11 protein-coding genes are annotated in these 15,813 nt (G+C 63.2%); 3 read left to right on the forward strand and 8 right to left on the reverse strand.

Annotated features, from left to right (window positions below; all coding sequences use genetic code 11):
- Nucleotides 1-102: 102 nt before the first annotated feature.
- Nucleotides 103-1,314, forward strand: a complete 1,212-nt coding sequence (locus ACHL_RS12220; protein WP_015937596.1) for a lipopolysaccharide biosynthesis protein — start codon at nt 103-105, stop codon at nt 1,312-1,314.
- 40 nt (nt 1,315-1,354) lie between these two features.
- Here ACHL_RS12220 and ACHL_RS12225 read toward each other — a convergent pair whose 3' ends face one another.
- The 6 genes from ACHL_RS12225 to ACHL_RS12250 form a co-directional block, all read right to left on the reverse strand.
- Nucleotides 1,355-3,370 (reverse strand): DUF6541 family protein, encoded by a 2,016-nt coding sequence (locus tag ACHL_RS12225; protein WP_015937597.1) that lies wholly within the window; start codon nt 3,368-3,370, stop codon nt 1,355-1,357.
- A 113-nt stretch (nt 3,371-3,483) separates the two neighbouring features.
- Complete coding sequence (locus ACHL_RS12230; RefSeq protein WP_015937598.1) at nt 3,484-4,209, reverse strand: ABC transporter ATP-binding protein; 726 nt, start codon at nt 4,207-4,209, stop codon at nt 3,484-3,486.
- Entirely contained in the window at nt 4,210-5,091 is an 882-nt protein-coding gene (locus ACHL_RS12235; protein WP_015937599.1) for an ABC transporter permease, read from the reverse strand. It lies immediately after the preceding gene.
- Nucleotides 5,088-7,112, reverse strand: a complete 2,025-nt coding sequence (locus tag ACHL_RS12240) for a glycosyltransferase (protein WP_015937600.1) — start codon at nt 7,110-7,112, stop codon at nt 5,088-5,090. The genes ACHL_RS12235 and ACHL_RS12240 overlap by 4 nt, the downstream gene beginning before the upstream one ends.
- Entirely contained in the window at nt 7,109-8,296 is a 1,188-nt protein-coding gene (glf, locus tag ACHL_RS12245; protein WP_043794670.1) for a UDP-galactopyranose mutase, read from the reverse strand. The genes ACHL_RS12240 and glf overlap by 4 nt, the downstream gene beginning before the upstream one ends.
- A gap of 121 nt (nt 8,297-8,417) precedes the next feature.
- Nucleotides 8,418-9,002 (reverse strand): acyltransferase, encoded by a 585-nt coding sequence (locus tag ACHL_RS12250; RefSeq protein ID WP_015937602.1) that lies wholly within the window; start codon nt 9,000-9,002, stop codon nt 8,418-8,420.
- 185 nt (nt 9,003-9,187) lie between these two features.
- Here ACHL_RS12250 and ACHL_RS12255 point away from each other — a divergent pair, with 185 nt between their 5' ends.
- A complete protein-coding gene (locus ACHL_RS12255; protein WP_015937603.1) occupies nt 9,188-13,228 on the forward strand; it encodes an FtsK/SpoIIIE domain-containing protein in 4,041 nt (1,346 codons plus the stop codon).
- Here the strand turns inward: ACHL_RS12255 and ACHL_RS12260 are convergent.
- Nucleotides 13,223-13,621, reverse strand: coding sequence for a hypothetical protein (locus ACHL_RS12260; protein ID WP_015937604.1), 399 nt, complete (start codon nt 13,619-13,621; stop codon nt 13,223-13,225). The genes ACHL_RS12255 and ACHL_RS12260 overlap by 6 nt on opposite strands.
- 321 nt (nt 13,622-13,942) lie before the next feature.
- On the opposite strand from ACHL_RS12260, the gene ACHL_RS12265 reads away from it, so the two are divergent.
- The gene (locus tag ACHL_RS12265) at nt 13,943-14,191 is read left to right on the forward strand and encodes a WhiB family transcriptional regulator (protein WP_015937605.1); all 249 of its coding nucleotides are present in this window, start codon (nt 13,943-13,945) and stop codon (nt 14,189-14,191) included.
- 138 nt (nt 14,192-14,329) lie between these two features.
- Here ACHL_RS12265 and ACHL_RS12270 read toward each other — a convergent pair whose 3' ends face one another.
- Nucleotides 14,330-15,802 (reverse strand): sensor histidine kinase, encoded by a 1,473-nt coding sequence (locus ACHL_RS12270; RefSeq protein WP_015937606.1) that lies wholly within the window; start codon nt 15,800-15,802, stop codon nt 14,330-14,332.
- Nucleotides 15,803-15,813 lie beyond the last annotated feature (11 nt).

Raw genomic sequence — 15,813 nt, forward strand, 5'->3', positions numbered from 1 at the left:
ACACCGTGACCGATTGCTTCCGGGAACGGACCTCCCTTAGGGACAGGAGGATGTCTCGGGCGAACCGCCGGCCAACATTAAACATAAGGACACACTGAACGCATGAAGGCTGTTTTGCTGAGGCTTGCCGGTTTCACCGGACTGCCGCTGCTGTCGATCGTCACACCTTTCCTTCTTATACCGATCGTGGCCCGCGTAGCCGGAGCCGAGGGTTGGTCGAGCGTTGCGGCAGGTCAGTCAGCGGGCGCCTTTGGCGGTGCAGTTATCGCCTGGGGATGGAATACCCTCGGGCCCGTGGAAATCGCCCAGAACCCCGCGCCGCAGCACCGGGCTGAGGTCTACCGTGAAAGTATCCGGACAAGGCTGGTCTTGTCTGCCGCCGTCGCGCCCTTCGTCTTTGTCTTGGCCTGGAGCCTGGCTGCGCCGGAGCATCGCCTGGACGCGGCGGCGATGTCCATGACCACTACCGTGGCCGGAATGTCACCGGCATGGTTCTGCATTGGCGCCGGCAAGCCGACACTTCTTGCCCTTTTTGATACCTTGCCCCGGGTGGTAGCCACCGTCATTGCTGTCCCGGTCATCCTGATGACGTCGCAGATCTGGCTTTATGCGGCGATCCTGATTGTGGCCGTCATTGCGAGCCTCATGGTTTTCCACAGGATAGCGGTTCCTGAAAGGGGCAAGACGTTTGCGTCCTGGCGCGGCACCTTCCAGCATCTGCGCGGACATTTCGGCCCGGCAGCGATCAGCCTTTCCGGAACCACTTACGCAGCAACCCCTTTGCCGATCGGTCAGGCCTTCGTGCCCAACACCGTCATGGCAGGCTTCAGCTCCGCTGACACCGTCTACCGCTTTGGGCTCTTCTCGGTGATGGCATTGGGCAATACTTTCCAGGGCTGGACTCTGGAACTGCAGGAAGCAAGCCCCAGAAAGCGCCACGCGGCCGCCATCGTCTCCCATTTTGTCCTGGGACTCGCCGGGGCCGCTTTCCTTACCCTGCTGGGTCCGCTGGCAACGACGCTCATCTTCGGGGCTGACAAGAGCGCAAGTATGGCTACCTGCGCGTTTTACGGGCTGTCATTCCTGTTCATCTCCGCCAGTACGCCGTTCATCCGGAATCTTCTGCTGCCGCAGGGCCGCCAGCGCCTGATCCTGGTCTGGACCCTCATCTCGGCCATCGTCGGAGTGACTTTGATGTTTGTGGCCGCGACCCGCGGATGGGCGGACGGCATCGCCCTGTCCATGGCACTCAGCGAGGCGATCCTGTTCCTGGGATTGCTGATTCCCGGCCTGCGGCTGTGGCAGAAGGCCTGAGTCGGGACGAACCTCCTCGACGCCCAGGTGCAGGGCGGAATCAGTTTCCGCAAAGCCGCAGCTTGTAGAGCTTGGCGTCGCCTTCCGAATCTTCAAGAGTGGCCATGCCTGCGGCAATGAGGCTGTCCAGCCCCTTGTAACCGCTGTCCCGGCCATGCACTTCGCGGTGGCCAAAGTCAAGGATGTAGTCGATGTTCAGTTTCCGGACCGCAGGGCAGACTGCAGGATCGTCCTTCGACGGGGCAGGCCCGTTAAGAAGCGCACCCGTTCCGTCAGGAACGGCGCTAAGGATGTGCAGCTGGATGAGCTTTCGGTCGGCCAGTGCATAAGCCAGGGAACTGCCGTTCCAGGGGTTCCCTACCATGACGGCGTCCTCAGGCACCTCCTCCGGCAGGCGGTCAATCAGCTCCAGCTCATCACTGGAGATCAGGGGTGAGTCAGCAGAAAGCCGGTATGAACCGGCCATCGAGTCCTGCGCCTGGCGCACGCTTCCGCGCTGTGTGAGCGCACCCAGTGCCAGCACGGCAATGAGGCCGGCAACCACCATGTAGGTTGCCTGCGGGACACGGGCACCCTTTACGAGGGCTTTGCCCCGTTCCGCCGTACGCTTCCGCTGGACACTTCGCGCGCCGCGGGTGACTCCCTGGAGCAGCAGCTCCCAAGCACAGACGGCACCACGGGTGGCAAGGGGAATCGTAACCAACGGCAAGAGGGCGGCAAGCCGGGGAGGATCGTTGTACCAGATTCCCGTCCAGTAAGTCCGGAAGTCGTCCGCGGGGAACGAACTGACCACGACGAAGAGGAACGCCGCCACGGCATAGGTTCCCAACCACCAGAGCTGCCGGCCGGACCTCACCACTACGAAGATGCCAACGAGGGTCAGGGCCATGACGGCCCAGGCTACGGGGCGGCCAATCGCGGAGCTGGCGATAACTTCGCCAATAGCCTGGCCACTACTCTCAACAGGTGGCCAGAAGGCAGCTTCCGCTGGTGGCCGGACGAGGTCCCAGAGAATGCGAACAACGACGACGGCGATCACGCCCAACGCCACCAGGGCCGCCGTGGCTGCCCATCCGGTGCGCCCGCGCGCCGAAGTCCATGTCCGCACCAGAAATCGCGCGTAGACGAAAACTACGGGCGGCGCCAGCAGGGCAATCCAGGCCATGGCCGCGCTGGGGTGGGCCAGGGCGACGCCCGGCAGGACTGCGAGGAGGACGAGTGCTTCAATGATCCTCGAGTGAACCGGCACTGCAGACAATCCGAGTACTTCAAGCGAGACACCCAGAACCAGGGGCAGGAGGGCGACGGCAAGGAAATTCGGGTAGAGCACCCCAAAATCGAGCAGCGAAATGGGAAAGGCTCCGAATCCGGCGGACAGGACACCGGCGGAGAGGACGATTGCGGGGCGGTTACCCCAGATGGTTCGTCCGAGGTACATGCAGCCCAGGGGCCAGACAACGGCGGCGACGACAATGTTGATCACATTGACCGATACCGGTATTCCACCGCCGCCAACGCTGGCCAGCAATGAGACAAGGTCATGCCAAGCCGCGGGGTACGACGCCGCACCGGTCATCTCATTAAGCGTCAGGGATGATCCTGAGCCGGTATCGAGGATGTATCGGATCGCATTGAGATGAAAGACATTGTCAAATGTCTGTGAAAAGGACTCCGGGTGGCCGATGGCTTCAACAAGCCGGCGGGAAACCAAAAAGGCTGCCACGGCAACCGCCAGCAGGATTGAAACCAGGACCCAACGTGGATTGCCGCCGTCATGGGCCTGAACCACCGGGCTCTTCCTAGCCACCACTGCCGACGCGGCAAATGCGAGCCCGGCCAAAATGGTAGTGACGCCCAGGACGGGCAGCAGTGACCACCGGATTCCAGCGAACGGCGCAACGATCGCGGCAACGGCCACTACCGACACACTGAGTCCCGGTGCCAGGGCGAAGATACGGAATCCCCTCAACCTGGCTGCGGCACCCACGGCGAGTCCCGGAAGAAACAGCAAAGCCGCTGCCAGGACGAACTGTGGGACTGTATCAAACCAGGACAAGAATCCTCCGAAAATTCAGTGGCACAGCGGCCAGGGCGGCACGCCGTGCCACAAACTTTGACGATGAGGGACCATCATCCGCTCCAAAGCGGACGTCCTCGCGCGGCTGACTGTCAGGCGCGCAGGATCGAAACTGCCTCGTGGATTGGTCCGTCGAATTTCACGTTACCGTGCTCCAGGAGGATTCCGCGGTCGCAAATGCGGGAGACCAGGTCAAGGTCGTGGCTCACCACCACAAGCGTCTTTCCGTCGCGGGCGAGTTCCTGGATCTTGTCGATGCACTTTCGCTGGAAAGGCTCGTCGCCCACTGCCAGAATCTCATCGATCAGGAACACTTCGGGATCCGTATGGACGGCCACGGAAAATGCGAGCCGTAAATACATTCCTGACGAGTAGAACTTAACCTCGGTATCAATGAATTGCCCGATCTCGGAGAATTCGACAATATCGTCGAACCGGTCCTTGACCTGTTGCTCAGTCATTCCCAGGATGGCCCCGTTGAGGAAGACGTTGTCCCGGCCGGACAGGTCGGGGTGGAAGCCGGCGCCCACCTCGATGAGGCCCGCCACCCGCCCCCTGGTCCTGACGGTTCCGGTATCCGGCAGCATCACGCCGGAGATGTGCTTCAGCAGCGTCGATTTGCCCGAACCATTAAGGCCCAGCAGTGCCACGGTCTCCCCCGTCTTGACGTCGACGGAGACGTTCTTCAGAGCATGGAACTTTTCGGACAGGTCGCCTTTCCGGCCCTTGACCAACCAAACGACGGCCTCTTTGATCGAGCGCGTGTGCCGGAGGACGAACTGCTTGCTGATGTCTGAAACTTCGATTGCGTTGACCACTCACAGCTCCTGAGCGAAGCGGCCCTCGAGCCGCCGGAAGGTGAACTGACCCAAAATGACAATGGCCAGGGCGATAACCAGGCCCAGCGGTGTCCACAGGGTGAAGAGATTGGGTGGCATGGCGGTGGTGCCATCCGTCGTGGGGAACCAAAACGCGTAATGGAACAGTTCCACACCAATAGTGATGGGGTTCGCCTGATAGATGGCAAACCACGTCGAACCGAGTTTTGCTTCCACCATCGACCACGCGTACATCACAGGCGAAGCCCAGGTGGCAACCATCAGGAGCATGTCCACCAGGTTCTCCGAGTCCCGGAAGTACACATTTGCAGACCCGAAAAGCAAGCCAAGACCGGTAGCCAGGAGGCCCACGATCACGAAGCCCGCCACCGCTGCCAGCAGCTGGAACATACTCGGATGCCATCCCGCCAGAAGGCAGCCGGCCACCAGCACCACCAGCTGCGGGAAAAAGTGAACCGCGGACACCCATACTGAGGCAACCGGGAAAAGCTCACGTGGCAGGTAGATCTTCTTGATCAGGTTCCCGTTGTTCACAATCGAACGTGACGCGTTTCCCAGCGCCTCAGAGAAGAAGTTGATCAGTACGATCCCCGAGAAGAGGTAGACGGCATAGTTGGGAAGCCCCTCAGGGTTCCTCGCGCTGCGCTCCAGTCCCAGGAATACACCAAGGGCCACATAGAAGACGACGAACTGAACGCCGGGTTTTACGTAGGACCACAGCAGTCCGAGCACGGACCCGCGGTACCGGACCTTGAGTTCTTTGCGGACCAAGAGCTTTAGGAGGAATCCTGACTGCCGGATGTCCCGCAGTCCACCCCCAAGCCCTGGACTTGTCAGTTCAGCCGGAGATGATGCACTCACTTGATTTCGTTCTGGGTGTGTTGCTCGAACGTCTTCCTCCAGGATTCCATCGACGTCAGGTCCGCGACAGCTGCCTTGTACTTCCTGCTGAGCGCGGGCCATTCCTTGAGCAGCGCGGAGTGCAGGCGGGCACTTTCAGCCAGCATCTTCCTAAGTTGCTTGGGGTCGCGCTTGTACCAGGACGCACCGGTCCCCTCGGCGTTTGAGACTACTGCGCTATCGTACTGCGCCATGCGCCACCACCGGTTGTCCTGGTGGGCAATGGTCGTCTGCGGACGTTCGGTGCTGGTTTCCTTCACCGGGCTCGCCAGCTGGCGGACCACGGTCTTTGCTGCCCAGGGAAGCAGGGAAATCTTGGACGGCTGGGCCGGCCCATGTCCTCGGCGCGGCGGCTTGTCCATCTTTGCCGCAGGGAAGTCCTCAGGATTGGGTTTGAAGACGGCGTCGGGGTGCGCGGACATCATTTCGCGGATCTGGGGCAGCTTGGCCGGGAGGAGTTCAGGCAAGGCTTCGGGGCCTTTCAGGACGTCCTCAAGCGCCCACTGGCGGCCCTGTGCGGTGGCGTATTGCATGGAAACAAGGTGTTTGACATCGGCATACTGCGATTCCTTGATGACGCGCCCGCCGAACTCGTAGGGACTGTGGAGCAGCGCAGCCACCACGCGGTTCCGGGCGTGGAAGTACGCCTGCCAACCAACGAGGTCGTCCTTGTCGATCCAGGAGACGTGCCACACGGCCGATCCCGGGAGGGACACCGTGGAGTAACCGTGGGCCTTCGCACGCAGCCCGTACTCCGAATCGTCCCATTTGATGAACAAAGGAAGGGAGAGCCCGATTTCCCGGATTACCTGCGTGGGAATCAGGCACATCCACCACCCGTTGTAGTCAACGTCGCAGCGGCGGTGCAGCCAGGACGTCTGACGAAGGTTGGAGGACTGGAAGTCGTGACCCAGGATCATTTCGTCGCTGGGAAGCGACGGCTGGAACCGGTAGGGGTTGACCACCTCTCCAAAGGTATGCAGCACCGTCCGGTTGTAGAGATCGAACATGTGTCCGCCCACCAGGGTGGGAGTCTTGCAGCGATCAGCAAAGGTCAGCAGCCGGATGATGCTTTCCGGCTCCACGACGACGTCGTCGTCCATGAGCAATGCGTAGTCGCTGCCGTTCTCAACGGCCTCGAACATGCCACGGGCGAATCCGCCCGACCCGCCGAGGTTGGACTGGTTGATGATGCGCAACTTGCCGTTGAGCATCTTTTTGATGTCGTCGAACCCGTCAGCATCTGCGAGCTTCTGGGTTCCCTGGTCCACAATCAGGATTTCCTGTACGTGGTCGAGGGCCTCTTTGCTTTCGGCCAAGAGCCGGAGGTTGTTAAGGCAGAAGTCCGTCTTGTTCAGGGTGGTGATCTGGAGGGTTACGGAGCCCGGGCTGGTCTCAACGGCAGGGCCCTGCCATTCCGCATCGAGCATCACCAGTGGCTCAGTTCCGGCCAGCAGGTCAAACCAGTACCAGCCGCCGTCACCGAAGGGTGCCAGCGACAGTTCGAAGAAGTTCTCGGCAGTACCCTCAACCCGGCGCGTGTCCACGCGCTGCAGCGATCCGCGGGCGTTCGACTTGTACACGATGACAGAACCAGCGCCCTGCGTACGGACCTGCAGCCGGACCTTGTCCACGGTGGTCCAGCGCCGCCAGTAGCTGGCGGGGAAGGCATTGAAATAGCTGCCGAAGGACACGCGTTCGCCCGACCGCACGGACGTCGAGTGGCGTGAGAGGAAATCCTCCACGTGCGCTTCCTTGGTAGGGCTGCTGATGGTTCGGGCCTTGGGGGTTTTCCCGTCCCTGTCGCCGGCCGTCGGCAGTTGGATTCCCGTGGCGGTTCCCATGTCCATGTAGAGGGGAACAGTATCCATCTGGCTGGCGCTGGGAAGGATCACGCGCTGCAGGGTCTGCCACTGCTGGCCTGTTTCCGCGGCGCCGCCCTCGGCCTTGTTCTGGTTCTTGGTATCGGTGGGGACGCTCATGCGTCGACTCCTCCGCTTTCGATGTCGGCTCCCGCCTCGAAGTGAGGGCGGATCTTGTTGTCGAACATGGTCAGGGCAGAACCGATGGCCATGTGCATGTCAAGGTACTTGTAGGTGCCCAGGCGGCCTCCGAACAGGACGTCCTTTTCACCGGCCGCGAGATCGCGGTACTTGAGCAGCCGGTCGCGGTCTGCCGATGTGTTGATCGGGTAGTAGGGCTCGTCGCCCTTCTCGGCAAAGCGCGAGAACTCGCGCATGATGACGGTCTTTTCCGTCTGGTATTCCCGCTCGGGGTGGAAGTGCCGGGGTTCGATAACGCGGGTGTAGGCCACGTCTTCGTCGTTGTAGTTGACCACGGACGTACCCTGGAAGTCGCCGACATCGAGCACTTCCTCTTCGAAATCAATCGTGCGCCAGGACAGGTCACCCTCGGCGTAATCGAAGTAGCGGTCAACGGGCCCCGTGTAGACAACCGGGATATTGCCGACGACCTTGTTCTTGCTGTACTCGTGCGACTCGTCGAAGAAGTCCGTATTGAGTCGGACCTCGATGTTCGGGTGCTCCGCCATTTTTTCGATCCAGGCCGTGTAGCCGTTGGTGGGCAGGCCCTCGTACTTGTCGTTGAAGTACCGGTTGTCGTAGTTGTAGCGAACCGGGAGCCGCGAAATGATCCCGGCGGGAAGGTCCTTAGGGTCCGTCTGCCACTGCTTGCCCGTGTAGTGCTTGATGAAGGCCTCGTACAGGGGACGCCCGATCAGCTGGATTCCCTTGTCGTTGAGGTTCTGCGGGTCGGTGCCTGCAAGTTCTCCGGCCTGTTCCTGGATCAGGTCCTTGGCCTGGCCCGGTGTGAGGTTGGCCCGGAAGAACTGGTTGATGGTGGCGAGGTTGATGGGAAGGGAGTAAACCTCGCCCTTGTGGACCCCGTAAACCTTGTGCACGTAGTTGGTGAAGCTGGTGAACCGGTTGACGTACTCCCACACGCGCTCGTTTGAGGTGTGGAACAGGTGGGCACCGTAGCGGTGCACCTCGATACCTGTCTGCTCTTCCTTTTCGCTGTAGGCGTTTCCGCCGATGTGGTGGCGACGGTCGAGGACAACGACCTTCAAGCCGAGCTCAGTGGCGGCCTGTTCTGCGATTGTCAGGCCAAAAAAGCCGGACCCTACGATGACGAGGTCAGCGGTCACAAAATCTCCTGGTTCGAATGCGGGCAGCGCAATGTTGAGCATTGTCTGCTGCTCTAGCCTACCCGAGTGACTGCGGCGCCAGTCGAATCGCCTCCCTTACCGGCCCGGTCAGGGATGCGGTTTATACCTCACCCAACTCCCCGTCCGTTTCCACATACTTAGCCCCGGTCCGGGGACAGACCCAAAGGGTCCCTTCCTGCTTCAAGGGGTGCCCGGCCCGGCCAACCCATCCAACGCGGCGGGCAGGCACCCCCGCGACAAGGGCAAAGTCCGCCACATCCTTGGTGACGACCGCACCTGCGGCAACGGTGGCCCAAGCGCCGATCGTTACGGGCGCAATGCATACGGCCCGCGCTCCAATGGCGGCGCCTTCCCGGACGGTCACCCCTACCTTGTCCCAGTCCTCCTCCGTCTTCAGGCTCCCGTCGGGCGTGACCGCCCGCGGGAAAACGTCATTGGTGAGCACCACCGCAGGTCCTATGAAGACGCCCGGGGCAAGGACGGCAGGCTCATAGACGAGGGCGTAGTTCTGCACCTTGCAGTTGTCTCCCAGGACCACTCCCGGACCTATATAGGCACCGCGCCCAATCACGCAGTTACTCCCCAGCCGCGCGGATTCCCGGACCTGGGCCAGGTGCCACACTTTGGAACCGGACCCTATGACGGAATCGGGGGAAACATCGGCACTGGCAGCAATGGTGCTCACAGGTCTCCTTCGTGGCCGCAGGACCGCCGGTGGGGTCCGTGTGCAGCGATCCTAGCCCAGCGATGGATCCGCACGGCAGTACCTCCGCAGAACAATCCGAAGTTTTCCACATAGCCCCGGTACGGGCCTGCCGCTTCGGAGCCCTGCCCTTAGCTTGGAACCAAACGTTCAAAGGAATCCACCACATGACACTCCACTGGACGTTGGTGCGCGCAGCCGGCCCCGGTTCCGGTGACCCGCCACTGGAGCTGACCATTGAAGCTCCAGCCGGAACTGCCGGGACCGAAATCCACCACCATTTGGCACGCCAGTTCGATACAGGGGAGATTACAGTCCAGGGCATCCGCCTGGGCTCCCTCAGCGTTGGCACCGCTCCCCTTGTCGCCGGCGCCGTGCTCGTCGATGCCGGCGGTGCCGGCCCGCCGGTCCGGAAGCAGCTGTCCCGGATTTCCAGCGAGGCGGAGGCCGGGCTTGCACTGGCTGTCCACAGCGGTTCAGGGGCCGGCACCGTTGTTGCCCTTGCCCGCGGCTCCTTCACGATTGGAAGGAGCGGCGCACGGATCTCCATTGACGATGCCGAAATGTCGCGGAAGCACGCGAAGCTCACCGTCACGGACACAGGCATCTTCATCGAAGACCTGGACAGCTCCAATGGAACCTGGGTGGATGGCCGGAGAATCCGGAATGCGGCGGTGTCCACGGCATCCGACATCCGGTGCGGATCGTCGGTCATGTCCTTGGTTTTCGCAGACAGCCTTCCAGGGCCAATAGCAGATGCAGGCGCTTCTGTTGCGGACCCCCTTACCGTTACCGCCGGCACGGATCATGGAAACCGCGCCATCCTCGTGCTGACCGCAACGCTTCCCCTGGCCATCGGGATCGGTTTGGCCGTCTTCACGGGCATGTGGATGTTCCTGGCGTTCGCCGGCGCCTCCGCCGTCTCCGTGCTGATCCCGCTGTTGACAGGGCGAAAGCAGCGGCGGGAAACCGCCGCCGCAGTCGCCGCGGCTGTCCAGAAGGACAAAGAACGACGACGGCGGGCCGGGCCGTCCTTGGCCACCGTCGCCTTGAGGGCGCAGCGCCTTGGATCCCACAGGGAGGGTGCCGGGGATGGCAGGATCTGGCTTCGACTCGGACTGGGCATCCAGCCCGCGAATATCAGCGTCCAGCCCGCCGGCGCAGTCCGGGGCCGGCCTTCCGCGGGTGCGCTGCCGATCCTCCTCAACCCGTCCCGACCGGAGACGGTATTTCGCGGAGCACGCCCGGGGTTGGACGCCATGATCAGGGCGCTGGTCATGCAGCTGGCGGGTTATCCCCGGGGCATTGCGACCAGGGTGGTCATCCACGGCCAGCCCGAGGTCCTTCCACTTGCTGCACGGTTCCTTCCCCGCGTTGTCCTCACGGCAACCGGCGAGTCGTGCCGGCGGCATTTGTCAGAGAGTTTTTCCGGGGACGGCCCGCACGGAGTCCTCATTCTGGGGGGCCCGTTCGACTGCCGGGAAACGGACAACACCCTTGCCGCCACCGGAATCCAGCTCGGATGGCAGGTCCTTAGATTCACAACCCCGGGAGAGCCAGCCAGCAACGCCGACGTGGAACTGTCCGAGCCGGAATCGTCCCTCGCCTGCCAGGAAGCCCACGTGAAATTCGTGCCCGATCTGGCGCCTGCAAAGGTCTTTGACGCGTTCTGCCGGAACCTTGCAGCCGGAGAAGATGGCAGGGCACGCGGAGACTGCGTCCCGGATACGTGCGCCCTGGAGGAAGTCATGCCTCTATCAGCGGCCGCAACAGCTGCGCGGTGGCAGACGGCGGAGCAGGCGACGGGGCTGGCAGTTCCGCTGGGGCTCAGCGCCGGAGGCGTCAGGTCCTGGGACCTTGACGGCGACGGGCCGCATCTTTTGGTGGCTGGGACCACCGGCTCGGGGAAGTCGGAGCTTCTGCGCACCTTAATTGTTGGGCTGGCACTAAGTCACCCGCCGGAACTGGTGAACTTCCTGTTCGTTGACTTCAAGGGCGGCTCCGGACTGGGCCCCTTAGCCGACCTCGTGCACTGCGTAGGGCTGCTGACGGACTTGTCCGCCAGCGAGTTGGACCGCACGCTTGCGTCACTGCGGGCCGAGATCCGTCTCCGCGAAGAGGCACTCGCCGCGGCCAAAGTGCCTGATCTGGCGTCCTACCGGTCCGCCACGGATACGGCCGGCCCCGCACTCCCCCATCTGGTCATCATCATCGATGAGTTCAGGATGCTCGTGGACGACGCCCCGGAGGTCCTGCGGGAGTTGATGCGCATCGCCGCCATCGGACGGTCCCTCGGCATCCATCTGGTGATGGCCACGCAGCGGCCGCAGGGAGCGTTGACAGCCGATATCAGGGCCAACGTGACCTCAAGCATTGCGCTGCGGGTGCAGTCCGACATGGAATCCCATGACATTATCGGCACCAAAGCTGCGGCAGGCATCGGATTGGACCGCCCAGGTCGCGCGTTCCTTGCACGCGGGACTGAGCCTGCCCAGGAATTCCAGGCGGCAACACTGAACCTCTCCGGCAGGGAGACCCGAAACGGTGCACTTCATGTTCAACGCACCTTCGATTTCCTGAGGGCAGTCGAAGGGGGTGCACCTGGCCGCCAAACGCAAACCCCAGCGCAGGCCGCACGGCCCTATATTGTATTGGTCCGCACGCTTTGGGCAGCACGGGGTGGGTCCCTTCCCCGGCAGCCAGTGGCTCCTCCCCTTCCGCATGACCTCCGTGAGCCTGTGGCTGGACAGGAGCAGGCACGCAGCCGGTCGGCAACCGGATCGCGGCCTGATTGGTCTATTGAGCTCGGCGCCATGGACCTGCCCCACGCCCAATGCGTCCTTCCCCTCACCTGGGAACCAACCCGGAACGGCCACCTGGCACTCATTGGCTCTGCCTCCTCCGGCGCCGCTGAAGCTTTGGACCTCGCAATCCGCCGCCTGCTGGCACACCCGCGTGAGTCGCACTGCTACTTCCTCGATGCCCCTGGCGGACTCCAGCACGCCGCCGGCCACCGAAGGACGGGGGCCCATGTTGGAATCCACGAACTCCGCCGCGCGGTCCGGGTACTGGAGCGGCTGGTCCGCGAGCTTGGCAAGCGCCTCAGCCGCCCGGATCAAGGGGCCATTCCGTTGGTGCTCGTCATCTCCGGGTGGGGATCCTGGGTGTCTGCCTTCAGGTCCGGACCGCTTGCGTGGGCTGAGGACCTGGTACAGGATCTGGTCCGGGACGGTCAGCGCGCCGGGATAACTGTCGCCATATCCGGTGAACGGGAACTGGCCACCGCCCGGTTTGGCGGGTCGCTACCCAACCGGCTGTTCTTCCCCGCAGCCTCCAACGAGGACAGTAGGCTCGCTTGGCCCAGGATGCCTTCCACCGCACCTGTGAAAGGGCGGGCCGTGGCTTTCGGACCAGTCGCCGGAAGCGAGCCTGCGGTCTGCCAGGTCTACGACCTCGCCACGGCGGACCAATGGCAACGGGATACAGACACGGAGCTAAGCGCAAAGTCGGGAACACCGCCCTTCCGGATTGAGTCATTGCCTCCGCTCGTCTCAGCGACGGACGTTCAGGAGTCTGCGGCCAACCCCGCTTCATTCGTGGCCGGCGCCGGTTCCACCCCTTCCGGACTGTTGATTGGCGTGGGTGGGGACGAACTCTCCCCGGTCCGCCTCCACTTACCCGCCGGCGGCGTTTTCGCGATTCTTGGCCGCCCCGGCGGCGGTAAAAGCAACAGCCTCCGGGCGCTGCGGATCCTGAACCCGCAAGCCTGCTGGGTGTATCCGCCGGACACTGCCGAGCCGAACAGGTTTTGGACATCGCTGCTGCTGGACCCCGCGTCCCGGACCGCGGCAGGGCGCCGGATCCTCATCGCCGACGATGCCGACCACCTGTCTCCCGACGCGCTGACCGCCTTGGCGGAACTCCAGTCACGGGGCCACACCGTCCTGTTGACAGCAAACTACAATCCCCTGCTGCTCCAGCGACTCCCCCTTGTCATGGCGTCCAGGGCTCACGGCGCCGGGCTGCTGCTCGCGCCGCGCTCATTGGCGGACGGAGACCTCTTCGGCGTTCGCTTCGAAGCGGAGCCTGCTGCTCCTCCGGGCAGGGCAGTGCTGATTTCCGGAGGAGCGTCCGCCGCACTGCAGGTTGCCTGGACGCCACCCGGGGCTGAGGCCGCCGGCAGTGGGAGGCGCCAGTGCGGGCTATAGGGCCGGCGGCGCCCCACCGGTACGGGAGGCGTAGGCGATGACGCTGCCGTGGAAGAGGAGCACAAGGGCTGTCACCGCGGGGACAACCATAGCCAGTCCGGCAAGGACCAGTCCGCTGGTCAGGGTGGGGAAACCGATCGTCAGAACGAACAGTTGGGCAACCAGTGCCGCCGCGCGGGTCCACCGGAACCCGCGGTACAGGAAATGACCGACCGCGTACAGCCACGCCGAAAAGGCGAGCAGAAGCCCGAGCGTGAACACCGCACCCCAGAAGGACAGGACCGGGCTCCCCGATACCAGCTCGAATGCATACCATGCAGCAGCCGCAAGGAGAGCTGTGGCCTCTGCCGCAACGACCACCGCAATGAGGACAGCCGCGCGGGGAGGACGCACCTTCCCTGCTGCTGCGGCACCATCCCGGACAGGGTGGTGTTCCCCGGATGGAGGCGATGGATCTGCTGGGTTGGAAGGGGGTCTTGACACACTGGCACCCTACCCGACATAGTCGGAGACTGGTGAGGGCCAGCGCCAGCAGTGTGATGTATCGCTCAGCATTCCCGGGATATCAAGCGTTATTACCCCTTGTTTACACAGCGTTAACATGACAGGCTTGATGAAGATGACCAAGGGGGCCCTGCCGGGCCCTTTTCCTTTGTAGCTACTAGTGAATAATTTCACAAAGGGCGATTCCCGGAAATGGAGCAACTAATCAGCATGGATTGGCGTAACCGCGCAGCGTGCCTCGAGAAGGATCCGGAACTCTTCTTTCCTGTAGGGAACACAGGACCGGCCCTCCTGCAGATCGAGGAAGCCAAGAGTGTCTGCCGCCGGTGCCCGGTAGTCGACACCTGCCTCCAGTGGGCACTTGAATCCGGCCAGGACGCCGGCGTTTGGGGCGGCATGAGCGAAGACGAGCGCCGCGCCCTCAAGCGCCGGGCAGCCCGGGCACGCCGCGCCTCATAACAGGCAAGCCCTCCTTACATACTGCGGAGGAATTTTCACCACACAGAAAGAGCCCCGGCAGCAACCGATCAGGTTGCCGCCGGGGCTCTCTCCATTCAGTGCCAGGGCACGCGCCCGGACAGCACCCGCGGCGTCCGGCTACCTGCCCGTGAGGCTGAGGCGGATGCGGACCGCCGTGCCGCCACCCTCGCGGGGCAGCCACTGGATGGTTCCGCCAAGCTCGCTGGTTACCAGGGTCCGCACGATCTGAAGACCAAGGCCCTCGACGTGCGGAGTGTCCGGAAGTCCCACGCCATTGTCGGCGATGGTCACGGTGAGTTCTTCACCGTCGCCGTCCTCGCCCTCCGCACGGTCGGCAATGAGCCACACCGTCCCTGCCCGCCCCTCAAGGCCATGTTCCACAGCATTGGTCACCAGTTCATTGATCACCAGCGCCAGTGGGGTGGCCAGGTCGCTGGGCAGCTCGCCGAAAGTGCCCGAACGTTCCGTCTTCACCTGCTGGGACGGCGATGCGACCTCTGCGGACAACCTGAACTGCCGTCCGATCAGTTCATCAAAATCGACGCTCTGGGTCAGGCCTTGGGACAGGGTCTCGTGGACCAGTGCGATCGTCGCAACCCGGCGCATCGCCTGTTCCAGGCCCTGTTTGGCTTCCTCGCTGACCATCCGGCGCGACTGCATCCGCAGCAGGGCAGCAACGGTCTGCAGATTGTTCTTCACCCGGTGGTGGATTTCGCGGATGGTGGCGTCCTTGGTGACCAGTTCCATTTCCCGCCGCCTGAGCTCCGACACGTCGCGGCACAGCACCAGGGCACCGAAACGTTGCTGTTCGTCGCGCAGGGGAATTGCCCGGAGGGACAGGCTGACGCCGCGGGACTCGATTTCACTGCGCCACGGCATCCGCCCGGTAACGACCAGGGGCAACGTTTCATCGACCATGCGCCGGTCCTTGAGGAGGCTGGCAGTCACTTCAGCCAGTGAACGGCCCTCCAGCGATTCACCATCGCCCAGCCGGCGGAAGGCAGAAACACCGTTGGGGCTGGCGTACTGCACCACGCCGTCAGCGTCGAGCCTGATCAACCCGTCCCCCACCCGCGGTGCGCCTCGGCGCGACCCCGTTGGGGAGGCGAAGTCCGGCCACAGCCCGAGCGTCCCCATCCGCAACAGGTCGTAGGCACACTGACGGTACGTCAGCTCAAGGCGGGACGGCATCCGCGAGCTGGAGAGGTCCATGTGCGTGGTGACAACGGCCAGGGTCCGCCCATTCCGCACCATGGGAACAGCCTCGACACGCAGTGCCATGTCGCTGCTCCAGTTTGTCTCGCTGGAGCGCTCGATGGCCCTGCTGTTCCAGGCCTTGTCCACCAGGGGCCGGAGGTCGGAACGGATGCCTTCGCCGACGAAGTCCCCATGGAACACGGTGTGCGTAGTGGACGGCCGGACGTGGGCCAGCGCCACGTACCCGTACTCGGGATGCGGGAACCACAGTGCAAGGTCGGCGAAGGCCAGGTCCGCAACCATCTGCCAGTCCCCCACCAGCAGGTGAAGCCATTCGGCATCACCCGGCCCGAAATCGGCGTGTTCCCTGATGGGGTCGGTAAAGATTGCCACTGCACCTCCAG

Source organism: Pseudarthrobacter chlorophenolicus A6 (assembly GCF_000022025.1).
In the GTDB taxonomy this organism is placed as follows: domain Bacteria; phylum Actinomycetota; class Actinomycetes; order Actinomycetales; family Micrococcaceae; genus Arthrobacter; species Arthrobacter chlorophenolicus.

Excerpts from the sequence above, each read along its gene's own strand:
- ACHL_RS12220 (WP_015937596.1), top strand. The coding sequence starts at position 103 with ATGAAGGCTGTTTTGCTGAGGCTTGCCGGTTTCACCGGACTGCCGCTG.
- ACHL_RS12240 (WP_015937600.1), bottom strand. The coding sequence starts at position 7,112 with ATGAGCGTCCCCACCGATACCAAGAACCAGAACAAGGCCGAGGGCGGC.
- ACHL_RS12265 (WP_015937605.1), top strand. The coding sequence starts at position 13,943 with ATGGATTGGCGTAACCGCGCAGCGTGCCTCGAGAAGGATCCGGAACTC.
- ACHL_RS12255 (WP_015937603.1), top strand. The coding sequence starts at position 9,188 with ATGACACTCCACTGGACGTTGGTGCGCGCAGCCGGCCCCGGTTCCGGT.